The organism is Vibrio sp. 11-4(1), assembly GCF_013048625.1.
GTDB lineage: Bacteria > Pseudomonadota > Gammaproteobacteria > Enterobacterales > Vibrionaceae > Vibrio > Vibrio diabolicus.
The window spans coordinates 41,992-65,475 of the sequence record NZ_VHSY01000008.1; the positions used below are offsets into that span (position 1 = coordinate 41,992).

Here is a 23,484-nt window from a genome sequence, read left to right on the forward strand (position 1 = left end):
AGTTCGCTTTGGTTACTGCTTCACCGTCGCAGCCAATACAGGCGCTAGTGATTTCAAAAACTCTTCTTCTACTGGCTTACCAGAGGAATCCGTAATATTGATAGACGTACGGTTGCCTAAATCACCAAGTAAGAATGTGTACTTACCAGCGTCTAACTCCACTGGTTTAACGCCGATATCATTCCAGAATTCATCATCCGGAGACGCATATTTCGCAGTGATTGTGCCCTGAGACTGGCTACGCTCTTCAATCTTAAAGCCCATCTTAGGTAGAATATTAGGCAGACGTTGCCAAAGCATGTTGTATTGCGCACGCGCGACAATCACAGGAAGCCCGCTGCGGTCTTTACCCATTGTAATTGGGATCTGTTTAACCAACTCTTGCGCTTTACGTTGTGCTTCTTCACGTACTTCTTGATCGTAGCGAGCGGTTACCAAGTTCGTCATGAACACATTGTAGCGCTCACGGTTGGTCGCCGTTACTTCTTTCACTTGATTGCCTTCACGCCAGTCAATAAGACTCACTTTAAAGCCGTGTCGACCATTTGCTTCAGCACGTACGATCTCATATCGGCTACCAATTTCTAGCTCTTCGTCTGGCGAATCCCACGTCACCCAACCTGTCTCGATACGAGAATCTGTTTGGCTTTCAACTGGTATTTCGTTGGCCGCGACCATGTTTTGTACCGTTTGCCAAACCTTGTCTAGTTCATCTTTACGAAGTAGCCAAAGGGTCACTTCACCATCACTACTGCGGTCCAGACGTGCACCAGGAATAAGCTCTAGGACTTGTTGAGGTGGACGAATGTCGACATCTTTACCTACACCACCAGCGTAGTTACCCTGAGGGATCTCATAGTTCGGGTAAAACTGTGGCTGTGCGCCTTGTGGGACATTCCACTCACCCAAATTGGGGGAGTTCAAATACTCGAAGTCATCTTTTGCTTGACGACGTTGATTGGCACCACCTGAACAGGCAGTCAATACGAATACAGCTAATGAACTTAACACTAACTGGCTTGAAAGCTTCATCTATACTCCTAAAACACCGAGGGCGCTTTGGCCCCCAGTATGAACTTCAATCCTAGTAACTCAATCTTAATAGCTCAATCTTAATAAATATGGGCATCGGTTAACGCCTGTTCGACGATCGGCTGCGATTTTTCAGAAAGTGTGGTTAAAGGAAGACGCAAACCACCTTCTTCAATCAAACCAAGCTTTTGCGCTGCCCATTTTACTGGGATAGGGCTTGCTTCAATGAAAAGGTTTTTGTGTAGAGTCATCAAGCGTTGGTTAATCGCTTCTGCTTCTTCATACTTACCTTCACTTGCCAAATGGAACATGTCTGCCATGTCTTTAGCTGCAATATTGTTTGTTACCGAGATAACACCATTGCCGCCAAGTTTCACAAAATCGAGCCCCGTCGCATCATCGCCACTTAGTAAGATAAAATCTTCGCCACAAAGTTCACGGTGAATTGCAATTCGGTCCAAATCGCCCGTTGCATCTTTTAAAGCCACGATATTATCAAGCTTTGACAAGCGTGCCACTGTTTCTGGCTGCATATCAACAGCAGTACGGCCTGGTACGTTGTATAAAATTAGAGGCACATCACTCGCTTCAGCAATTGCCTTGTAGTGCAAGAACAAACCTTCTTGAGTTGGTTTGTTGTAATACGGTGTCACACTCAGGAAGCCAGCAATACCAGAATCAGCCAGTAATTTGCTAAATGTTACTGCCTCGTGGGTTGCATTTGCACCCGTGCCAGCAATCACAGGGATGCGACCGTCGGCAAACTCAACAGTTTTATTAACGACCTTTACATGCTCTTCAATGGTCAGTGTCGCTGACTCACCTGTTGTGCCTACCGCCACAATACCGTCTGTACCCGCTTCAACGTGGTACTCTACTAGCTTTTGCAGACTGTCAAAGTCTACTTCGCCATCTGCTTTGAATGGCGTAATCAGCGCTACGATACTTCCTGAAAACATGTTTATCTCCCTCATTTAACTCTTTCTGCATGGTACTGTAATGCGATTGAAAAACACAAGAGCGTAAACTCGCTTACAAAGTACAAATGAATGAATAATTATCAGTTGTTAGAGGTCTAGCAACTTAATTGCTCTATTTGGTTTGATTAGCGGCAATATTGATAATCGTGTTGGGCTTTCGAGTGACTTTAGAATCTATCAGTGATTTGGAAAATACTGAAGTGCACAAGCCAGGAAAATATACTCTTTGGTCGTGCTCACCAAGTCAGACCTGAGTGAATAAAAAGACCAAACAACACGCAAGCACATCATGCAAACGTTTTATTCCCTCAACTCCCTCGTTTACTGCTTGCCTCCAATCGTTCACCTCAAGAGCCAACCTGCTTTTTTGTAAACTAAAAAAAGAACTGACTCGATATTTCTCCGCAATATCTGTGCTAACATCTCTCTATTGAAGAAAGGACAAGAAGCTCATTTATGAAGCAACATCTGGTACTTACAGCAGTTGGAACGGACCGTCCAGGCATTTGTAACCAAGTCGTACACCTCGTTACTCAAGCCGGTTGTAACATAGTCGATAGCCGTATCGCTATCTTTGGAAGTGAATTTACGCTGATCATGCTCCTAACTGGGAACGCCAGTAGCGTGACTCGAGTAGAAACGCAATTGCCTCTACTTGGCCAAGAGCATGACCTGATTACGATTATGAAGCGTACGTCGGCGCACGAATTGCTCGACAACAGCTACACAATGGAAGTGTTTATTGAGTCTGAAGACCGCCCAGGTCTGACTGAAAAGTTTACTAAGTTCTTCGCGGATCAACAGATTGGTTTGGACTCTCTTAGCGCCCAAACTATCAGTAAGTCGAAAATTCAACTTGATGCGGACCAATTCCACATTGCGATTACCGCATCAGTAAGTGCGGATTGTAACTTAATGCAATTACAAGAAGATTTCGATGAACTTTGTCAGTCGCTCAACGTACAAGGTTCTCTGAATTTCATTAAAAACACACTATAAAGTAAAGGAAATCACCATGAATACGCTGACAGCAGGCTCGCCAGCGCCAGCCTTCTCTTTGCTCGACCAAGACGGAAATACCGTTTCTCTTGAAGACTTTAAAGGCAAGAAAGTACTTTTCTACTTTTACCCTAAGGCGATGACTCCGGGTTGTACTACACAAGCAAAAGGTCTTCGTGACATCAAAGCTGAACTCGATGCACACAACGTGGTGGTACTTGGCGTAAGCATCGACCCTGTAAAACGCCTAGGCAAATTCATCGAGCGTGATGATTTAAACTTCACCCTGCTTTCAGACGAAGATCATGCCGTTGCAGACCAATTTGGCGTTTGGGGCGAAAAGAAATTCATGGGTAAAGTATACGATGGTCTTCACCGCATTAGCTTCCTGATCAATGAAGAAGGCGTGATCGAACACGTGTTCAACAAGTTCAAAACCAAAGATCACCACGAAGTCGTATTAAATTACCTCAACGAAAACGCATAAGCGCGATCCGTTCTTCAAATAACAAAAAGCCCAGCAAACTGCTGGGCTTTCTTTTGAGCATTGTACTTTGGTAACGCCTACTCTTGTTCGACTGGTTCGTTTTCTTCCGTACTTGGTAAAGCATGCCATACGGCTTTAACTAGTGTCGCCAACGGAATGGCGAAGAATACGCCCCAAAAACCCCACAAGCCACCGAAGACTAACACTGCCACAATGATGGCAACTGGGTGTAGATTTACCGCCTCAGAAAACAGAACAGGAACCAACACATTACCATCCAGCGCTTGGATAATACCGTAGGCAAGCAGCAACCAATAAAACGGAGGCGCAAGACCCCATTGGAACAGACCAACGATGGCGACAGGCACAGTTACAGCTGCCGCGCCGATATAAGGAATTAACACAGATAGACCGACAGCTACGGCAAGCAGCGCCGAATAGCGAAGATCTAAAATGGCAAAAGTCACATAACTCACGCCACCCACGATTAAAATCTCGAGCACTTTACCGCGAATGTAATTGGAGATCTGCTCGTTCATTTCATGCCAAACTTTATTCGCGAGTTTACGGTTTTTCGGCAAAACACCACTCGCGATTCTTAGCATCTCTTCTTTGTCTTTCAGTAAGAAGAAGATAAGTAGTGGCACTAAAATCAGGTATACCGCTAGCGTCGCAATACTGACTAATGACGCAAGTGAGCCTTTTACTACACTCTCACCAAGTCCCAACGCTTGGTTTTTGGCATTTGTCACCACGGTTTCTACAATTTCTAAGTTTGCTAACTCAGGATGACGCTCTGGTAGCGTGACAATAAACTTTTGTAACCCGTTGTACATGTTTGGAATATCGTTAATTAGATTACCGACCTGAGTCCAAATCGTCGGAACCAAACCAAACAAAGCGATCAACATCAACCCGACGAACATTAAGATCACGATGATGACCGACAAAGTGCGCGGCACGCCCATGCGGCACATTTTTACGACTGGCCATTCAAGTAAATAAGCCAAAACGATCGCGACAAGCAATGGCGCAATCAAATGCCCAAAGAAGTAAATGGTGATAAAACCAAACAGCAAGATCGCGACGAGACTTACTGCATGAGGGTCTGAGAAACGTCGTTTATACCAACGACTAACCATTTCAAACATCTTATGCGGATTCCTTATTGAATACAGTCAATGTGTAGTGCTCTGATGTAGATTGGCAATCAACTGAGTACCCTTGGGCACTGAGATAGTTCACAATGTCTCGTTTAGAGCTGTTATCCACCACTTGAATAACAAGTTGATGATACTGCTGCGTTTCTCCTTGAAAGACTTCAGCAGCGTGACGCTTTGCAAGTAACAGTGCCATAGGGCAACGTTGTTCACGCAAATCAAGTAACATGGATTCCATTGTATTGCTCTGCACTTATGATAGGGTTGTATTGTAACGGCTTTTTGAGCTGGTGCTAGCACTTCTGACATGATTTAACCACATGCTGAAATGACTCGAATATAAAATAATTTACGAAACCAATTCATTTATTTCCGGTCTTATTGCTAGCTTATATCCTCGCGGATAACCAAAACGCATGTGACGCTGTTGAGAGGTTCTCAGCCTCTAACCACATGCTTATGTATTTTGGAGAACCTTTTAAACGTATGTTAAAACGCACTCGCTCGCTAGTTTGCTTATGTCTTGCAGCTGCAATCAGTTCGCCGACAACTTATGCCAATAGCATTGACTTGCCAGACATTGGCACGGCTGCTGGTGGCACGCTCTCAATAGACCAAGAGTTGATTTACGGCGACGCCTATATGCGTATGCTCAGAGCCAGTAAACCTATCGTTAATGATCCTGTTATCAATGAGTATATTGACGCTCTCGGGCACAGATTAGTAGCCAATGCGAACGATGTAAAAACGCCGTTTCACTTCTTTATGATTCGCGACCGCAATATTAACGCGTTCGCGTTTTTTGGTGGTTACGTAGCGTTGCACTCTGGGTTGTTTCTTCATGCACGTTCAGAAAGCGAGTTAGCCTCTGTTGTTGCTCACGAGATTGCGCACGTCACACAACGCCACCTTGCGCGCAGCATGGAAGAGCAAGCACGTCGCTCTCCGGCCACATTAGCTGCACTCGCTGGCGCATTACTGCTTTCGATTGCCTCACCAGAAGCGGGAATGGCTGCAATTACGGCGGCAACCGCAGGTAACATGCAAAGCCAAATCAACTACACTCGCGCGAATGAAAAAGAAGCGGATCGCTTTGGTATTTCAACACTGGCAAAAGCTGGTTTTGATGTTCAAGCAATGCCACGTTTTTTTGGCCGTCTTGCAGATGAATATCGTTATGCGAGTAAACCGCCGCCAATGCTACTGACTCACCCACTACCTGAAGATCGAATTACCGATAGCCGTGCGCGAGCAAGGACCTATCCACCAATGCGAGTTGTGCCTTCAATAGACTATCACCTAGCGCGTGCGCGCATTGTGGCGCGGTACGCCGGCATTGATGGACAAGCTGCTTTAGGCTGGTTTGAGCGAACTCAAAAGAAAGCCTCTGCGGACATCACACCTGCTTTTGACTATGGGCGAGCACTCGTACATTTAGACAGCAAACGCTTGTCTCAAGCGGAACCTATTTTGAAAAAGTTGCTGGAGCAGGACCCAAGTAACCCGTTCTACCTGGATGCTATGACGGATTTATATATCGAGAAGAAGCAGCCAGAAAAAGCAACCGATATGCTCCGTAAAGCGTTATCTCGGAACCCTCAAAATAAAGTATTGACCATTAACTATGCCAATGCGCTACTTGAGGACAATAAAAACGATCAAGCCACGCGAGTTCTTCAGCGATACACTCATGATTATCCTGAAGATACAAATGGCTGGCACCTAATATCGAAGAGCTACCACGCGCTAGGACGTAGTGATGAAGAGTTAGCTGCGCGAGCGGAAATTTTGGCGTTGCGAGCAAACTGGAATAAAGCGATTCAATATTATAGTGAAGCAAGTAAAATGGCCAAGTTGGGCAGCTTAGAGCAAGCTCGATACGATGCCCGTATTGACCAACTCATGATCCAAAGAGATCGATTCATGGCATTACAATAACGAAATGGAGAAAACCATGTCAGTCGTGATTTATCACAACCCTCGTTGCTCAAAGAGCCGTCAAACACTTGAACTGCTTGAGCAAAATGGTGTTACACCGGAAGTCGTCAAATACCTAGACACACCACTTAACGTAGATGAGCTAAAAGCGCTGTACGCACAACTTGGCTTTTCATCTGTACGTGAAATGATGCGCACCAAAGAAAGCGAATACAAAGAACTTGGCCTAGGCGAAGACTCTGTTAGCGATGAGCAATTGTTCGAAGCAATGGCGAAAAATCCAAAATTATTTGAGCGTCCGGTGGTAGTTGCCAACGGCAAAGCGAAAATTGGTCGACCACCAGAGCAAGTGTTGGATATTCTATAAATGGATTGCCAGATCCTTATTTTGTATTTCAGCCGTCACGGCTCGACAAAACAACTGGCAAGACAGATAGCAAGAGGAGTCGAATCGACTCCTCAATGCCAAGCAATTTTGCGTACAGTTGAAGAATTGTCACCTCACTCACACTCCCCTTCTGATCCAATTGTTACTCTAGAGGAACTGAAAACGTGCGACGGTCTAGCGTTTGGCAGTCCCGTCTGGTTTGGCAACATGGCTGCGCCTTTAAAGCACTTCTGGGATCAGACTACATCTTTATGGGTCAGTGGTGACTTAATCGATAAGCCAGCTTGTGTCTTTACCTCTTCCTCTTCGATGCATGGTGGTCAAGAAACAACGTTACAAAGCATGATGACCCCTTTATTGCATCACGGGATGATGGTTTTGGGCATTCCTTATGCCGAACCAGAGCTACACACTACGCAGTCCGGAGGCACTCCGTATGGCGCCAGCAGTGTAGGCCATGAGGCAACCCTCAGCAGTGAAGAGATTCGTCTGGCACAACAATTAGGCAAAAGGCTGGCAACTGCAGCGTTAAAACTAAAAGTCTGTTAGTAAAATCAAGGATAGTTAATCGATGTCTGACTCTTTAGACCAAACACCACTCGGTACACAGGCTAAAACCTATCGTTACCTAGCTTTATTTGGCAACTTAGCCTTATTAGCCTGGGTCGCAATTTGGCAGCTTGCGTTGTCCCCTCACCCTCACCTTAGCAGCACAACACTTGCTATTGCTTGGTGTATTCCGCTATTACTTCCGTTGCCTGGTATTTTGGCTGGTAAGCCTTACACTCATGCTTGGGCTAACTTTGTTCTTATGCTGTATTTCTTGCATGCGCTGACCATCCTTTATGTGGATGGTGGAGAACGTTGGCTTGCGGCAGTAGAGTTGCTCCTGACTTCACTCGGTTTCGCTGGCAATATTTTGTTTGCTAGAGCGAGAGGCAAAGAGCTAGGTCTTAAGTTGAAGCGCCTCTCTCAAGTAGAAAAAGAAGAAAAAGCGAAATTCAATAAATAACGCCAATCGCAATCAATCACTGAGCATTGGTTCGAATACGAATTTAGAAAACAAAAAGAGTCGCTATTGCGACTCTTTTTTACGCTTACCACATTGGTGTTTGATCCTTGCGCTTGACGCCTGGAACGCTATCAACGCAATTACGATGCCGAGCGCCACTCGTAGATCAAGTCATACTGTTCTCGGGCAGGCTCCACAATCATCGGCTGAGTTGGGTGCGTTTCGTCCTTTGCTTCCGCCGCGATATCCGCAGGCACTTCAGACTGCACTTTTTCTACCATAGCTGTATCTTTAGCTTCATTCATCGGAGCAATTGGCTCTGCTTCTTGAGTTAAAGCTGGGGCATCAACTTCACCCAAAGGATCTTCAAAAACCATTAATTGAGAAATAGAAGAAGCTTCTTTCTCAAAAGCTTGTTGAGATGCCAAAAGATGGATGTTGAGCGTCAGCTCATCACCTTGGACACGCTTAATTTCCGTACCCGCAACCGAATTAAGTTGTTTTAACGCATTCTCTAAACGGAAGAAGTCCGTGGCAGACGTTACATTAAGGACTTTCACCGCCAACGCTTTTGAAGATTTTCCAGATACTACCACTGCGCTCTTACTCGCGTAGTAGTCAGCGATGCCATCAACCATCTCAGCAATGGCATTGGCGCCTGATGCGGAACCGTTACGCGGAGAGCGCTGTGCTTCAACAATTCTCATTGGTGATTGATCGTATAACGTCCAGCGAATTTGTTCACCTTGAGCGCGCACAACTAAAACGGCATCCGCTGGGTAGCGCTGGCTCGCTTGGCCAATTGGCTCAATAAAGCCGCCCCAAAGATCAGAAACATTAACACCAGTTACATCATCAAAATCACCAACCGGGATCGTGATCGGCAAGCCTCTCGATTTCGCAGCACTGCGAAGTGCTACAGCGTTTGAAGAGTCGGAATGCTCCCAAGCAATATTACGATCGTATCCCTGTTCTTCCACCATCCAAACCAAAATATTGGCACGATTTGGCGACCAAGATGGCAATTGAGCTTGTGTTAAAAGCGAGCTGATTTGGTCGCTGTTAAACAACATTTTTAAGCTCGCTTTTCCATCAACCTGCCCATAGCTCAGTTGGGAAATGTAACGCGCACTTGAACCAAGTGCCTTTTTTATCACTGGATTGCTTAAAGAGGATTGAGAACCGGTCGCTCGAACAATCACATCCTGCATACCTTGTTGACGAGCCAGAGACTCACCGTCGTTCTGCTCACTGTCGATAACCACTTCGGCACGATAGATATCCACCTGAGTTAATGCATATACTGGTAGGGACAACCAACCTATCAGTAAGAGAGCTAAATAGCGCATAGTTTTTATAATCCTCTGAACAAGAACCCGAATAATAAGCAACTATCAAATCTTGAGCAAGGCAAGTACTGAGTAAATTGTCTGTATTATGACCAGCTTTGTTAACTCGGGTCTCAATGAGCACTCTAGTGTTGTTTTTCATAATAAACTCATTGCTTATCCAGCTATCTCAACAAGTTAGACAGTTCGTTTTTCATCGTCACGCAAGACTCGTAAAAGAGGCCAATTTGCAAGCAACTAACTCTCAAAAACGCTATTTATGGGAAAGATTCAATCGAAAGTTTGATCCATGCAACGTTGCAAACGATTGCAGGATGATAGTATTCGCCGGATTTGTCTGCGTATCTTGAAAATAGGGAATTATTATGAAAAACGCGTTACAAGGCGCTCAAATGCTCTTTGTCGCTTTTGGTGCTTTGGTGCTTGTGCCGCTGCTAACTGGCCTTGATCCAAATGTCGCCCTCTTTGGTGCCGGTGTCGGTACTCTCCTCTTCCAATTAATGACTAAACGTTCTGTTCCCATCTTCCTTGCCTCTTCTTTTGCGTTTATTGCTCCTATTATGTTCGGTATCCAAACTTGGGGTATCGGCGCAACGATGGGCGGCTTAATGGCAGCGGGCCTGGTTTATGTGGCTCTAGGGGCGATGATCAAAGTGCGTGGTGTTGGATTTATCCATAAAATTCTCCCGCCTGTTGTCGTTGGCCCTGTGATCATGGTGATTGGTCTTGGCCTTGCTCCAACAGCAGTGAACATGGCGGTAGGTAAAACCGGTGATGGTGCTGCACAGCTTGTTAATGGTGATGCTGCGATCATCATCTCGGCGGTCTCACTGCTCACAACCATTGTACTAAGCGTGTTTGCAAAAGGCTTTTTGAAGCTCGTTCCAATTGTCGGTGGTATTCTTGCAGGTTACTCTGTTTCTCTATTCTACGGGGTGGTTGATTTCACTCCAGTAGCACAAGCGGCTTGGCTAGCTATGCCAAACTTCACCGCGCCAGAGTTCAACATAAACGCAATCTTGTTCATGATTCCTGTCGCTATCGCACCTGCGGTAGAGCACGTAGGTGACATGCTTGCTATCTCAAACGTTACAGGTAAAAACTACCTGAAAAAACCTGGCCTTCATCGCACAATCGCAGGTGACGGGGTGGCAACTATCGCAGCCTCGATGGTGGGTGCTCCACCAAACACCACTTACAGTGAAGTTACAGGAGCGGTAATGCTAACCAAAGCATTTAACCCTGTGATCATGACTTGGGCTGCGATCACTGCAATCGTACTTGCATTGGTAGGTAAGCTAGGCGCGGTTCTTCAAACGATTCCAGTACCTGTCATGGGCGGTATCATGATTCTGTTGTTCGGCTCTATCGCCACAGTAGGCCTCAACACACTGATCAAGAATAACGTTGATTTACATAAGTCTCGTAACCTAGTGATCGTTGCCGTAACACTTGTATTTGGTATTGGCGGTATGGCTTTCGGTATTGGTGAGTTCAGCCTACAAGGTGTGAGCCTATGCGGTATCGTGGCAATTATTCTTAACCTTGTGCTACCAAACGATTTAGGTGAAAACCACGTTGTAGATAACGCACAAATGGAAGAAGAGAACGCGAAATAGTGCGTCTGCGCTGCTTTACTGAGTGGCGCATTTTATTCTTCTCGTATTATAGATATAAAAAAGGCTTGGTTTTCACCAAGCCTTTGTTTTTTCTGTTCAGTCGTAGTAATACATTAAAGAATTACTTAGTACCGAAGATCTTATCACCTGCATCACCTAGACCCGGTACGATGTAGCCTTTGTCATTTAGCTTCTCATCGATTGCCGCAGTGTATAGCTCCACATCTGGGTGTGCTTTTTCTAGCGCTTCAATACCTTCTGGTGCAGCAACAAGTACCAACACTTTGATTTGGTTACAACCTTTCTCTTTTAGAAGATCAATCGTAGCAATCATAGAACCACCCGTTGCAAGCATTGGGTCAACAACAAGCGCAATACGCTCATCGATGTTAGAAGCAAGCTTGTTGAAGTAAGGAACTGGCTCAAGTGTTTCTTCATCACGGTAAATACCAACAACACTGATACGTGCGCTTGGCATGTGCTCAAGAACACCGTCCATCATGCCTAGACCTGCACGTAGGATTGGTACTACGGTTACTTTTTTACCTTTAATTTGGTCTACTTCTACCGGACCGTTCCAACCATCAATGGTCACTTTTTCTGTTTCAAAGTCTGACGTTGCTTCGTAAGTAAGTAGGCTACCGACCTCAGTCGCTAACTCACGAAAACGTTTTGTGCTGATGTCACCTTCTCTCATTAGACCAATTTTATGTTTTACTAGAGGGTGCTTTACTTCAACAACTTTCATGTCCATCTCCGGCTATAGTTGGCAATATTTAAACAAACCTTCAGATTATACATGATTTTTACAGGGATATCAGGATAAATCACTAAAGAAAAAAACAGACGCAAACGTTTGCTATCTATGTTTAAGCACTGTTAGAATAGCGCCGTTTTCATATCCAACTTAATACCGAGGACTTCCCTGTGAGTGGTAACAACTCTTCTCTTAGCTATAAAGACGCTGGTGTAGATATTGATGCAGGCAACGCGCTTGTGGATCGTATTAAGGGTGCGGTAAAACGTACTCGTCGCCCTGAAGTTATGGGTGGTATCGGTGGTTTTGGCGCGCTATGCGAATTGCCAACCAAATACAAACAACCTGTACTGGTTTCTGGTACTGATGGCGTAGGTACTAAGCTTCGCCTAGCACTGGATATGAACAAGCACGACACTATCGGCATCGACCTTGTTGCGATGTGTGTAAATGATCTTATCGTGCAAGGCGCAGAGCCACTGTTCTTCCTAGATTATTACGCAACTGGCAAGCTAGACGTTGATACCGCTGCGGATGTTGTTTCAGGTATCGCGGAAGGCTGTATTCAAGCAGGTTGTGCCCTAATTGGTGGCGAAACTGCGGAGATGCCTGGCATGTATGAAGGCGAAGACTACGACGTAGCTGGTTTCTGTGTTGGCGTAGTCGAAAAAGAAGACGTGATCGACGGCACGAAAGTCGCTGCTGGTGATGCACTTATCGCTGTTGGCTCAAGCGGCCCACACTCAAACGGTTACTCCCTTATCCGTAAAATCCTAGAAGTATCAGGTGCAGATAAGAACGAAGAACTAGCAGGTCGCACTATCGGTGAGCACCTACTAGAACCAACTAAGATTTACATCAAATCAGCACTTAAGATGATTGAGAAACACGACATCCATGCGATTTCTCATATCACTGGTGGTGGTTTTTGGGAAAACATCCCACGTGTGCTGCCTGAAGGTACAAAAGCAGTTATCGATGGTAGCAGCTGGGAATGGCCAGTGATCTTCAAGTGGCTACAAGAGAAAGGCAACGTCGACACACACGAAATGTACCGTACGTTCAACTGTGGTGTGGGTCTAATCGTTGCACTACCTAAAGACCAAGCGGAAGCCGCGGTTGCTCTTCTTCAAGAAGAAGGTGAAAACGCATGGGTGATTGGTCAAATCGCGCAAGCTGAAGCGAATGAAGAGCAAGTTGAAATCCAATAATTTGCAAATCGAGCTCACAAGATAAAAAGAATGAGGACACTAGATGACTAGGTCCTCATTTTGCTATCTAGAACAATAAAAACCATTCTATTAGTAGGTAGTTTAGAAGCTACATAACTCTAACCTACAATACCAAGGCACTCTCGACATCATGAAAAACCATACCCTAAAAAACATTGTGGTCCTCATCTCGGGTAACGGAAGTAACCTGCAAGCTATCTTGGAAGCTTGCGAAAACAGCATGCCAAACGCACGAGTGGCAGCCGTGTTCTCTAACAAAGCAGATGCTTTTGGTTTAGAACGTGCAAAAAAATTTGATGTAGACGGTCACTTTGTCGACCCTAAAGCATTCGACTCGCGTGAAAGCTTTGATGCAGAGCTAATGAGTCAAATCGATGAATACCAACCAGACGTGATTATTCTGGCGGGCTACATGCGTATTCTGAGCAGCGAGTTTGTTTCTCATTACATGGGTAAGATGATCAATATCCACCCTTCTCTTCTACCAAAATATCCTGGGCTACACACACACCAGAGAGCAATAGATGCTGGCGACAAAGAACATGGTACGAGTGTGCACTTTGTAACTGAAGAGCTTGATGGTGGCCCTGTCATACTGCAAGCAAAAGTTCCGGTATTCGAAGACGATAATGCTAGTGTACTTGCAGCGCGTGTTCAGGCTCAGGAACACCGAATCTACCCTATGGTGGCTAAGTGGTTAGTAGATGAGCGCTTAATCATGAAGGATGGTAAAGCCTATTTAGATGGCGCAGAGCTTGGCACACACGGCTACGCCTCCGATGAGTAGTCCTGAACACCAAACTCCAAACACAAAAGAGCAGCCTGAGAGCTGCCTTTTGTTATTTTGAAACATATAAACTTGATTCAAGAAAGCCGTAGTGAGACTAGAAACCTAAAACCCAACATTCTAAAAAATCCCATAACCACTTGAGTAACACGACACTCGGAAAGTAGATTCTGAATCTGGTTCGTTCCTCACCGTTCAGAATGACGTGGTGTTTTATGAGAAATTTCTATCAGTTCCATCTTTCCGGCAAGCCTTAGCAAGACTAGGAGGCTAGGAGGCTAGGAGGCTAGGAGGCTAGGAGGCTAGGAGGCTAGGAGGCTAGGAGGCTAGAAAGTATGAGAGTTCACCAGTATCCGCCCTCGGTTTAAACGCATAAAAATAAAGCTCGCGATTAAGCGAGCTTTACGAGTTGTTCCGAATGAACCGCTATTCTAACGGCTCAGTTGGCGCCTGATTGCCCGGTTTCGCCGCTGCAAACGGCACATTCACCAGTTCAGAGGCATTGTTTTTCACAAGTTCACCTAGGTGAAACAAGCCGTATTCGCCAGGCTTCATCCGCTGCCAAGCTTCATTGCCCGTTAAAGGTTGAGTCGCGATCACAGACACAATGTCATGTGGCGTTGTTTCTTCTTGGAAGTTAATTTCCACATCTTCATCAAGCAAAGCGGCTTTTCCAAACGGTGCGCGTCTTGTGATCCAATACAAATGATTGGTGCAATACGTCATTACATACTCACCATCACTCAGAAGCATGTTAAATACACCCTTCTCTCTTAGCTCATCACAACATTTAGCAACATATAAGAATACCGACTCCATATCCTTTGGCGGCTCAGGATATCGATCTTCCATTTGCTTCAACAACCAGCAAAATGCCAGTTCGCTATCTGTCTCGCCGACAGGTCGGTGTCGACCCGTATGTAAGTCTTGATAGCCTGAGAGCTGACCGTTGTGCGCAAACGTCCAATACCTACCCCATAACTCACGTGTAAAGGGATGAGTATTTTCTAAATTAACACCACCACGATTCGCCTGTCGGATATGACTAACGACAGCACGACTCTTGATAGGATAATTTTGCACTAACTCTGCAATTTGCGACTCACAACTTGGCTTGGGATCTTTGAAAGTTCGAAAACCTTTCCCTTCGTAGAAGGTAATTCCCCATCCGTCACGGTGTGGGCCAGTTCGACCTCCACGCTGCATGAGCCCGGTAAAACTGAAACAAATATCCGTCGGAACATTAGCGCTCATACCGAGCAATTCACACATGATTTAAAAAACTCCCTAACAACACAGCTCGAAAAGGTGGCTGTGAAACGACTATTCCATCTCTTTTTCAATCAACTGAATGATGATATGAATAATCTTAATATGAATTTCCTGAATGCGGTCCGCATAACCAAAGTGTGGCACGCGGATTTCAATATCGGCAAGCCCTGCCATTTTGCCGCCATCTTTGCCTGTTAGCGCAATCGTCTTCATGCCTTTCGCTTGCGCCGCTTCAATCGCTTTCAGGATGTTACCTGAGTTACCTGAAGTCGACAGACCAAACAGTACGTCACCTTTTCGGCCTACCGCTTCTACATAACGGGAAAACACGAAGTCATAACCAAAGTCATTACTCACGCAAGAAAGGTGGCTTGGATCTGAAATAGCAATACCAGCATAGCCAGGACGGTTTTCTCGGTAACGGCCTGTTAACTCTTCGGCAAAGTGCATCGAATCACAGTGAGAACCACCGTTACCACATGACAGTACTTTACCATCTTGCTTGAATGAGTCAGCAATCATTTTCGCCGCTGCTTCGATTTGCGCAATGTTATGGTCATCGCTTAAAAATTTGTTGAGCACTTCAGCAGCTTCGTTTAATTCACTTCTAATCAGATCATGGTACATAAGACGTTCTCTTTATTATTTCGGCTTCAGTCAGTCCTAGATTCACTGAGCAAATTGTTCTGATACCAATTTGGTATCGGACATTTCATAAACCTGAACTCGGGTTTGATTACTCTGAGTTTACCCACAAACGAGAATTAGTGTCGATAGTGAACCAACAGATTTAGATTGGTGATGGTAATAAACTTGTCAACTTGCTCATGAAACCATCACTCAAATCGCAACTTTAGAACTTTAACTCTACTTAGATCACTTTTTATCCAATCTTATGTTTTACATTTCCTTAATATTTTGATTACACTTAAACCAACTGGTTAGACCTCTTACCTAACATACAGACGTACAACACTTATAAAGTCTGAAAAGGAAAATACATATGGACATCTTGCTCTCAATCATCACGATGACGGTCGTGCTAGGCATTACGCTCTACCACCGCATGTCTCTCGTGAAATCTATTAGTTTACTCACAGCAGCTATGTTAGCGCTCACAGTAATAGGCACGGTTGGCGTTACTGGTTGGGCTATTTACGTTCTTGCTGCCGCTGTATTCGCGGTCCCTGGCGTACGTCAGTCTTTGGTAAGCCGCAAAGCATTAGCGCTTTTCAAGAAAGTGCTGCCAGCTATGTCTCAAACCGAAAAAGAAGCGTTAGACGCAGGTACCGTCTGGTGGGAAGCCGAGCTATTTAAAGGCAAACCAGAGTGGCAAAAGCTTCACGCAATTCAAGCACCTAAATTAAGTGCAGAAGAACAAGCCTTTTTAGACGGTCCAGTGAATGAAGTGTGTGCCATGGTGAGCGATTTCCAAGTGACTCACGAACTCGCGGACTTACCGCCAGAAGTATGGCAATACCTGAAAGATCACAAATTCTTCGCCATGATCATTAAGAAAAAGTACGGTGGTCTTGAGTTCTCAGCATACGCGCAATCACTAGTACTACAAAAACTAACGGGTGTTTCTGGCGTTCTATCGTCTACCGTTGGTGTTCCTAACTCTTTGGGCCCTGGTGAGCTACTGCAACACTACGGTACTGAAGATCAGAAAAATCATTACTTACCGCGCCTAGCTGAAGGTAAGGAAATCCCTTGTTTCGCCCTAACGAGTCCAGAAGCAGGCTCTGACGCTGGCTCTATTCCAGATTACGGTGTGGTTTGTAAAGGCGAATGGGAAGGAAAAGAAGTACTGGGTATGCGCCTGACTTGGAACAAGCGCTACATCACCCTAGCGCCAGTCGCAACGGTACTAGGCTTAGCATTTAAACTTCGCGATCCTGAAGGTTTGCTAGGCGACAAAGAAGATCTTGGCATCACTTGTGCGCTTATCCCAACTGATGTCAAAGGTGTTGAGATTGGTAACCGACACTTCCCGCTCAATGTGCCATTCCAAAATGGTCCAACGCGCGGTAAAGACATCTTTGTTCCTATCGATTTCATTATCGGTGGTGAAAAAATGGCGGGCCAAGGTTGGCGTATGCTGGTTGAGTGTCTGTCGGTTGGACGTGGTATCACACTACCTTCAAACTCAACAGGTGGCATCAAAACTGCCGCAATGGCCACAGGTGCTTACTCACGCATTCGTCGCCAGTTCAAACAACCTATCGGTCACATGGAAGGCGTAGAAGAGCCATTGGCACGTCTTGGTGGTAATGCTTACGTGATGGATGCAGCAAGCAACTTAACCGTGGCAGGTATCGACTTAGGTGAAAAGCCATCAGTAATCTCAGCTATCGTGAAGTACCACTGTACTCATCGCGGTCAGCAAAGCATCATCGACGCAATGGACATCGTAGGCGGTAAAGGTATCTGTATGGGACCTTCTAACTTCCTAGCGCGTGGTTACCAAGGTGCGCCAATCGCGGTAACGGTTGAGGGTGCAAACATTTTAACACGCTCAATGATCATCTTTGGTCAAGGTGCGATTCGCTGTCATCCATACGTTCTTGAAGAAATGAACGCCGCGTACTCTGATGCCAGTGATGCTGTAGAGAAGTTTGATAAAGCGCTTGCTGGTCACGTGAGCTTTACCATGAGTAACCTCGTGCGCAGCATCTGGTTTGGTTTGAGCGACGGTTTAGGTTCTTCATCACCAACCAAAGACGCAACCAAGCGTTACTACCAACAATTGAACCGTTACAGTGCAAACCTTGCTCTGCTATCGGATATCTCAATGGCAGTGCTAGGTGGCTCTTTGAAGCGTAAAGAGCGTCTATCAGCGCGTCTTGGTGACATTCTAAGCCAGCTATATTTAAGCTCTGCGGCGTTGAAACGTTTTGAGCAAGATGGCCGCCCAGTCGAAGATTTACCATTAGTACACTGGGGTCTACAAGACAGTTTGAAACAAGCGGAAGTGGCGGTAGACGAATTCTTAGCAAACTTCCCGAACAAAGTGATTGGTCGTGCACTGCGCGTGTTAATCATGCCATTCGGTCGTGTACGCAAAGCGCCAAGCGATAAACTAGACAGCAAAGTGGCGCGCATTCTACAAACGCCTAGTGCAACGCGCTCACGCATTGGTCGCGGTCAGTACCTTGAACCAACCGAGCACAACGCAGCAGGTAAGATTGAGCTTGCCCTGTCAGTCATTCTTCAAGCTGAGCCAGTGTTCGACAAAGTATGTAAAGCGCAAGGCAAACGTCGTCCATTCCTACGTTTGGATATGATTGCTCAGGAAGGGCTAGAACAAGGCTTTATCACGCAAGAAGAAGCCGACCTACTAAGAGAAGCGGAACAGCATCGTCTGGATACAATCAACGTTGATGACTTTGAGCCGGAATTGCTAGCCGCAAAGCCGCTATACCCTCAGATGGATAGCGTTGCTTAACTCTCTAATCTGAAACCATACAACGGGAGTGACAACTCCCGTTTTTTATTGCTACCAGAATAGTGTTCATAACACCTCACACCACGAAGAACCTCTGCGCAAGCGCAATAAAATCCACGCACTCCGACCCTTCCCCCCGATTTCCAGTGATAACTAACTCACAGACGTTCCAAGCAAGCGGTGTATACTTTTAAGTAACTCACTCACATATATGGTAAATCCGTTGGCTAAAATATTATTCGCACAGTGGTTCCCTGGGCTTGTTCAGCTTAAGCATTATCAAAAAGAATGGTTTGTTAACGACTTTAGAGCCGCCTTTTCTGTTGTCGCGGTTGCCCTGCCAGTTGCCATAGCTTATGCACAGCTAACCGGTGTATCTGCAATTGTCGGTCTGTACTCGTGTGTACTGCCAATGTTGGTGTACGCCATGATGGGCACATCTCGACAACTCATTGTCGGACCCGATGCAGCAACCTGTGCAGTGATCGCTGCTGTTGTGACACCACTTGCCGCAGGTGACCCCACAAAACATTGGCAGTTAGTCATGACCATGACGGCGATGACTGGTATTTGGTGTGTACTGGCAAGTCGTTTCAAGTTAGGGGTGTTTGCAGACTTCCTTTCTCGCCCGATTCTTTTGGGTCTACTCAACGGTGTCGCTCTCACGATTATCGTTGGTCAGTTTGCCAAAGTGGTCGGTTTGAAATACGAACAACGTTATTTGCTGGAACGCTTATGGGAGGCTCCACAACGATTAACCGAGCTTCATTGGCCTACCGTAACTCTGAGTATCGTGACGGTTGTCGTTTATTTACTCACCAAACGCTACCGACCAACGTGGCCTGCTGCCATGCTGGCGATACTCGTGACTACCGCGTCAGTTTGGTTTTTCCATTTACAAGAGATGGGCGTATCCGTAGTTGGGGTCACTCAAGGTGGTTTCCCTCAGTTTCAAACGCCAGAGTTTGAGCTAGGTGAAGTTCGTGAGCTAGTGGTCCCGGCGCTCAACCTTGCGATTGTCAGCTTTGTTAGCATGATGCTCACCGCGCGCAGTTTCGCCGCTAAAAACGGTTATGATATTGATGCAAATAAAGAGTTTCAGGCGTTGGGCTTTGCCAACATTGCCTCAGCGTTTTCGCAAGGTTTCGCGATAAGCGGAGCTGACTCACGCACAGCGGTAAATGATGCAAACGGCGGTAAATCTCAATTAGTTTCGATTGTCGCCGCAATCACCATTGCCATTATTGCGATATTTATTTATGAGCCTTTACAGTTTATTCCCATCGCATCACTTGGTGTCGTGTTGATCATCGCATCCTTGTCGCTGCTCGATCTCAAAGCCATTTGGAAATTAAAATCTCGTGACAAAGATGCGTTCTATCTAGCAATCATCACTTTTATTTCTGTTTTGATCGTAGGCGTAATACCGGGGATCACTTTGGCGGTACTGCTAGGGCTGTTTCAATTTTTACGTATTGTCATGCGACCGAGTGATCAGCTACTTGGCTTAGATGAAAAAGGCACCATTCGGACCATCGACGACTCAGGAAAAGCTTCGCCTATTCCAGGAATGGTGATTTACCGCTTTAACTCGCCGCTGACTTACTTCAACGCACCTTACTTTAAACGCCGAGTGTTAGAGCAAGTAGAACATCACAAAGACGCAAGTTGCGTTGTCATCGACGCCGTATCGAGCTTTACTCACTTGGATCTCAGTGTGATGGCAACACTGGCAGATATTCACAATACTTTAAAAAAGAGAGGCGTACGCTTAATCCTCGCAGGAAGGAAACGACGCTTACGTCAATGGTGTGAGCTTACTGGTATCAGCACCAGTGAAGGAGGCATCTTACTGCGAGCCGATATGTACCTTGCCATTAAACTTAGTGGCTGTTACATCAGTGCTGTGGGTGAGGGACAAATTCCTACTGTTCAAAAAGAGCCTGATTTAGAGCAGCCACCCAAACCAATTCCAGAAGTGGCTTAAGTAGAAATTTAATATAGAAAACAGGAAATTAAACTCCTGTTTTCTAGTGCTTATCTTCACAGCTGAATACGTGTTACGCCTTTGGCTTAAACTTTTTTGTCATCCCTTGGCTTTTAGGAGCCACCAGCCTATAACCAAGCTTTTCGTAAAAAACTGGTTCATCAGCAATCATAGAAACGTAAGAGCCTTCAAGTGCAACAGAAGAAAGATAACCGTCGATGTATTCCATGACTTTTCTACCTAAACCGTTACCTTGATAATCAGAATCAACGGCAACGTCGACAATTTCGAAGTTACACGCCCCGTCACCAACAACCCGACCCATTGCAATGAGCTTTCCTTCATCCCGAACAGATACGCCATATAACGAATTGGGTAGGCCAATTTCAGCAGCTTTCAACGATTTGGGTGATAGCCCGGCTTTGATACGCATATCACAGTATTCTTTCGGGCTTGGCACATGCTCTTCATATCTTATTGTCATTATGTACTACTCCTTTGTATCACCTTGGAGCTTACATAACTAAACTGTGTAATAAACAGTTAAACGTTGGAAAGATGTTCCCATTAAGCACACAAAGTATCGGGTCTAGAAAAGAAGCCGCCGACAACTCTGACGCCATAATAGATATAAGTTGCTCTGAAGCTAGACATTCCTTTTTCTAAGCATGTTTCTCTCAACAACGTATCCGCATGCTTTCGAGCACTTTGTGGCAACACCTCTTCCCTCATGAGTTGGTAAAGAGCATCATGCACTAAAGAAGCTTTCATAATGTTTTTTGTGTCTAACGCTGGCCCACTCGCTCCATCCCATGCATAGCCCTTTTTAATCGTTAACACGCCTTGTTTGGACAAACTAAGAAAAGGGCTGTCATACGCGTTACTCACTGAAATGCGAGTCTCAATCTTTTCTTCAGAATGGAGAGTGTATTTATACTTCTGACGCTTTTTATATTTCATAACCTAACCGCCTAACTAACTTCAGTGGGAGGAACGAAGATGACTCTCAAATTAGAGTTTCTCAGAGAGTTTTTTCAAGTAGGACTTAGCAAGCTCATGGTTATCTCTGCTCAACCACTTAATACAATCAAAGAGTTCCCAGATCAGGCCTTGATCACCACTGGTATAAACTGGGAAATCTTCATGCTTTGGCGCAGGTTCATCAGTAACCATGCCCGCAATCACATCAGCTTTATCAAATAAAGTCTTAAATGGCTTAGAAAGTTTGAAGGGGTCACAGAGATCTAAACAATGAATCTCTGCACTGGTTAGGTCATTAAAAATGTATTTTTTGAAACACGCATTTTCGTTGTGCTCTCCCTCAAGGCGATAAAAAATGTCTTTATTAGCTTCAAACTGGGTAAAGCAAGGCTCTGAGGCTTTATGGAAGTTGTTTTGAGTAAATACAACAACATCAGCGTCCGAAATACGGTCACCTTGTCCTGATGACAAGGAGCCAAGCAATACCGCGGCAACAACGTCTTTTTCAGAATAAAAGGCATCATAAGCTGACTCAACCAAGGCCTTTTGTCGTGGTAAATGTTCTAGTCCTAACTCTCCAATTGTCATAACTCACTCCGTCTATACGCACTAAAATCAAGTCGAAACGTAAAGAGTATCATGCGAGCTTTATTATGATTAATCAACGTTAAATCATGGTGTTACTTTAAAATAAAATGATTAATGACCATGAGAAATATCAAATTCTGTCTCAAACTTAAACTGAAAAAAAACGGAGCCGATTGGCTCCGTTTCTCGCTTCATGTGTTACTACTATTTCTTTGGCACCTCTAACTGCATCTCTGGCATGGCATCGCGTTTCGCTTTAATTTTGCGCCAGACTATCCATGCAAGGATCACAATCAGCAGCATTATCACATTACCCACCGCGATAATAATCATGCTGCGCTTACGCTCAGCCTCCCGCTCAGCGATAATTTGCTTTTCCATTTCAATACGGCGCTGCTCGGCTAATTCAGCTTCTTTTGCAATTCGAGCGGCTTCTAGATCAACGTCATCAACAACACTGAAGGTTTGCTCTGGAATAGGAAACACTAGTGGACGTTGAGTCGCAAAATCAGTGGCAAAGATCTCGCCGCGCCATGCGTATTTACCAAGCTCAGCGTCGTTATTGAGGTTCAGCGTGGTTCTCATTCCATCTTTAGAAACCTGGCCTTGGCTGTAGCTAACAAAGCCATCGGGTGCATCTTGTTCCACCGTGACTGCGATTGAGCCTGGCGCGATCATACCTTGCTCACCACTCACCACCAATTGGTGTGGTTTGTCAGGATTGCGCGCCTGAATAAAAGTACGAGAAATTGGGTTCGGATAAACCAAGATGACTTGCTCTTGCGCTCGTAAGAATATGCCATTACCAGAGGTGATTCGCGCACGGTACTTACCGGGCTCAACGTCTATTGGTAGTTGGACAGTGAACACACCATCCCCTGCTTTTTCATCCAAGCCGCGGCCATCATCAGCAAACTCACCCACAACCATCGGCACTGGACGTGCTTCTTTGATCAACTCATCTTCATTTTCGACAAACTTGGTAAATGTCACGCGTAGATTCACGCGGTCAAGGAAGTCGCGCAGTACAAGAGGTTTGTCGTCGGAGGTTAGGCGAGCTGTAAACTTAAGCGCTTCCCCATTATATAATCGGTTTGGGAACACATCCGTGCTGAGCTTTAAGTGAGAAATTAAGCGGATGTTATTTTTAGGAGTAACTTTCCCCACAGCCTGCCATGGACCTGGCATAGGGTTATCAACGGAAATAATATCGAGTGAGGCTTCTTGATACCAACGTACATTGTCGTAAGAGCCCCAGGCATAGTATTTTTTACCGTCAGGACGGACTAAAACAACTGGCTGAGAACTTTGCTCACGATAAACTAAAAAAGTGATCTGCTCGATGGTTGGATCCACTCGAAAGCGATTGTCTAACAAAGACATAGCAGATTCACTCGATGCACTCGATGCACTCGAGAGACTACTCCATATCGCTAAAAACGCGACCAACAAAGCCCTCAGCATAGCT

Annotated in this window: 23 protein-coding genes; 11 read left to right on the forward strand and 12 right to left on the reverse strand. The window is 45.4% G+C overall.

The window, feature by feature from the left end:
- Window positions 1-12: 12 nt before the first annotated feature.
- Entirely contained in the window at window positions 13-1,032 is a 1,020-nt protein-coding gene (gene bamC / locus FKN16_RS16975) for an outer membrane protein assembly factor BamC (RefSeq protein WP_006741687.1), read from the reverse strand.
- An 80-nt stretch (window positions 1,033-1,112) separates the two neighbouring features.
- On the reverse strand, window positions 1,113-1,991 hold the full coding sequence (gene dapA / locus FKN16_RS16980) for a 4-hydroxy-tetrahydrodipicolinate synthase (RefSeq protein ID WP_054867202.1): 879 nt from the start codon (window positions 1,989-1,991) through the stop codon (window positions 1,113-1,115).
- Between the two features lie 477 nt (window positions 1,992-2,468).
- On the opposite strand from dapA, the gene FKN16_RS16985 reads away from it, so the two are divergent.
- Window positions 2,469-3,011, forward strand: a complete 543-nt coding sequence (locus FKN16_RS16985) for a glycine cleavage system protein R (RefSeq protein ID WP_012841515.1) — start codon at window positions 2,469-2,471, stop codon at window positions 3,009-3,011.
- A 16-nt stretch (window positions 3,012-3,027) separates the two neighbouring features.
- Window positions 3,028-3,498 carry a thioredoxin-dependent thiol peroxidase gene (gene bcp / locus FKN16_RS16990; protein WP_005380418.1) on the forward strand — a complete coding sequence of 157 codons (471 nt, stop codon included), beginning with the start codon at window positions 3,028-3,030 and terminating at the stop codon, window positions 3,496-3,498.
- Window positions 3,499-3,575: 77 nt separating this feature from the next.
- Here the strand turns inward: bcp and FKN16_RS16995 are convergent, their stop codons facing one another.
- Complete coding sequence (locus tag FKN16_RS16995; RefSeq protein ID WP_006741685.1) at window positions 3,576-4,649, reverse strand: AI-2E family transporter; 1,074 nt, start codon at window positions 4,647-4,649, stop codon at window positions 3,576-3,578.
- 1 nt (window position 4,650) lies between these two features.
- The gene (locus FKN16_RS17000; RefSeq protein ID WP_046875522.1) at window positions 4,651-4,887 is read right to left on the reverse strand and encodes a sulfurtransferase TusA family protein; all 237 of its coding nucleotides are present in this window, start codon (window positions 4,885-4,887) and stop codon (window positions 4,651-4,653) included.
- 257 nt (window positions 4,888-5,144) lie between these two features.
- On the opposite strand from FKN16_RS17000, the gene FKN16_RS17005 reads away from it, so the two are divergent.
- Genes FKN16_RS17005 through FKN16_RS17020 form a run of 4 tightly spaced genes read left to right on the forward strand, consistent with a single transcriptional unit; the run spans window position 5,145 to window position 7,996 of the window.
- Entirely contained in the window at window positions 5,145-6,596 is a 1,452-nt protein-coding gene (locus FKN16_RS17005; RefSeq protein WP_046875521.1) for a M48 family metallopeptidase, read from the forward strand.
- A 16-nt stretch (window positions 6,597-6,612) separates the two neighbouring features.
- Window positions 6,613-6,963 carry an arsenate reductase (glutaredoxin) gene (gene arsC, locus FKN16_RS17010; RefSeq protein ID WP_005380410.1) on the forward strand — a complete coding sequence of 117 codons (351 nt, stop codon included), beginning with the start codon at window positions 6,613-6,615 and terminating at the stop codon, window positions 6,961-6,963.
- The gene (wrbA, locus tag FKN16_RS17015; protein ID WP_012841512.1) at window positions 6,964-7,533 is read left to right on the forward strand and encodes an NAD(P)H:quinone oxidoreductase; all 570 of its coding nucleotides are present in this window, start codon (window positions 6,964-6,966) and stop codon (window positions 7,531-7,533) included.
- A gap of 22 nt (window positions 7,534-7,555) precedes the next feature.
- Window positions 7,556-7,996 carry a DUF2069 domain-containing protein gene (locus FKN16_RS17020; protein WP_012841511.1) on the forward strand — a complete coding sequence of 147 codons (441 nt, stop codon included), beginning with the start codon at window positions 7,556-7,558 and terminating at the stop codon, window positions 7,994-7,996.
- 140 nt (window positions 7,997-8,136) lie between these two features.
- On the opposite strand, the gene FKN16_RS17025 is transcribed toward FKN16_RS17020, so the two are convergent.
- On the reverse strand, window positions 8,137-9,345 hold the full coding sequence (locus FKN16_RS17025; RefSeq protein WP_170903174.1) for a DUF2066 domain-containing protein: 1,209 nt from the start codon (window positions 9,343-9,345) through the stop codon (window positions 8,137-8,139).
- Between the two features lie 365 nt (window positions 9,346-9,710).
- On the opposite strand from FKN16_RS17025, the gene FKN16_RS17030 reads away from it, so the two are divergent.
- Window positions 9,711-10,964, forward strand: a complete 1,254-nt coding sequence (locus FKN16_RS17030; protein ID WP_053809782.1) for a uracil-xanthine permease family protein — start codon at window positions 9,711-9,713, stop codon at window positions 10,962-10,964.
- Window positions 10,965-11,085: 121 nt separating this feature from the next.
- On the opposite strand, the gene upp is transcribed toward FKN16_RS17030, so the two are convergent.
- Entirely contained in the window at window positions 11,086-11,712 is a 627-nt protein-coding gene (gene upp / locus FKN16_RS17035; protein ID WP_041852906.1) for a uracil phosphoribosyltransferase, read from the reverse strand.
- Between the two features lie 179 nt (window positions 11,713-11,891).
- Between upp and purM the strand changes: the two genes are divergently transcribed.
- Window positions 11,892-12,932, forward strand: a complete 1,041-nt coding sequence (gene purM, locus FKN16_RS17040; RefSeq protein WP_046875517.1) for a phosphoribosylformylglycinamidine cyclo-ligase — start codon at window positions 11,892-11,894, stop codon at window positions 12,930-12,932.
- A gap of 151 nt (window positions 12,933-13,083) precedes the next feature.
- Window positions 13,084-13,740 (forward strand): phosphoribosylglycinamide formyltransferase, encoded by a 657-nt coding sequence (purN, locus tag FKN16_RS17045; protein WP_170903176.1) that lies wholly within the window; start codon window positions 13,084-13,086, stop codon window positions 13,738-13,740.
- A gap of 426 nt (window positions 13,741-14,166) precedes the next feature.
- On the opposite strand, the gene FKN16_RS17050 is transcribed toward purN, so the two are convergent.
- Together FKN16_RS17050 and lpcA are read right to left on the reverse strand one after the other, a co-directional pair.
- The gene (locus FKN16_RS17050) at window positions 14,167-15,012 is read right to left on the reverse strand and encodes a class II glutamine amidotransferase (RefSeq protein WP_006741678.1); all 846 of its coding nucleotides are present in this window, start codon (window positions 15,010-15,012) and stop codon (window positions 14,167-14,169) included.
- 51 nt (window positions 15,013-15,063) lie between these two features.
- Entirely contained in the window at window positions 15,064-15,639 is a 576-nt protein-coding gene (gene lpcA, locus FKN16_RS17055; protein ID WP_005380392.1) for a D-sedoheptulose 7-phosphate isomerase, read from the reverse strand.
- A 376-nt stretch (window positions 15,640-16,015) separates the two neighbouring features.
- Here lpcA and fadE point away from each other — a divergent pair, with 376 nt between their 5' ends.
- Together fadE and FKN16_RS17065 are read left to right on the forward strand one after the other, a co-directional pair.
- A complete protein-coding gene (fadE, locus tag FKN16_RS17060; protein WP_170903178.1) occupies window positions 16,016-18,460 on the forward strand; it encodes an acyl-CoA dehydrogenase FadE in 2,445 nt (814 codons plus the stop codon).
- A 211-nt stretch (window positions 18,461-18,671) separates the two neighbouring features.
- On the forward strand, window positions 18,672-20,447 hold the full coding sequence (locus FKN16_RS17065; protein ID WP_170903179.1) for a SulP family inorganic anion transporter: 1,776 nt from the start codon (window positions 18,672-18,674) through the stop codon (window positions 20,445-20,447).
- A gap of 73 nt (window positions 20,448-20,520) precedes the next feature.
- Here the strand turns inward: FKN16_RS17065 and FKN16_RS17070 are convergent, their stop codons facing one another.
- The 4 genes from FKN16_RS17070 to FKN16_RS17085 form a co-directional block, all read right to left on the reverse strand.
- Window positions 20,521-20,931 carry a GNAT family N-acetyltransferase gene (locus FKN16_RS17070; protein ID WP_005391824.1) on the reverse strand — a complete coding sequence of 137 codons (411 nt, stop codon included), beginning with the start codon at window positions 20,929-20,931 and terminating at the stop codon, window positions 20,521-20,523.
- A gap of 83 nt (window positions 20,932-21,014) precedes the next feature.
- Window positions 21,015-21,407, reverse strand: coding sequence for a DUF1353 domain-containing protein (locus FKN16_RS17075; RefSeq protein ID WP_170903181.1), 393 nt, complete (start codon window positions 21,405-21,407; stop codon window positions 21,015-21,017).
- A 51-nt stretch (window positions 21,408-21,458) separates the two neighbouring features.
- Window positions 21,459-22,016, reverse strand: coding sequence for a hypothetical protein (locus FKN16_RS17080; protein ID WP_047102599.1), 558 nt, complete (start codon window positions 22,014-22,016; stop codon window positions 21,459-21,461).
- A 204-nt stretch (window positions 22,017-22,220) separates the two neighbouring features.
- A complete protein-coding gene (locus FKN16_RS17085; protein WP_170903183.1) occupies window positions 22,221-23,480 on the reverse strand; it encodes a TIGR03503 family protein in 1,260 nt (419 codons plus the stop codon).
- Between the last annotated feature and the right edge of the window lie 4 nt (window positions 23,481-23,484).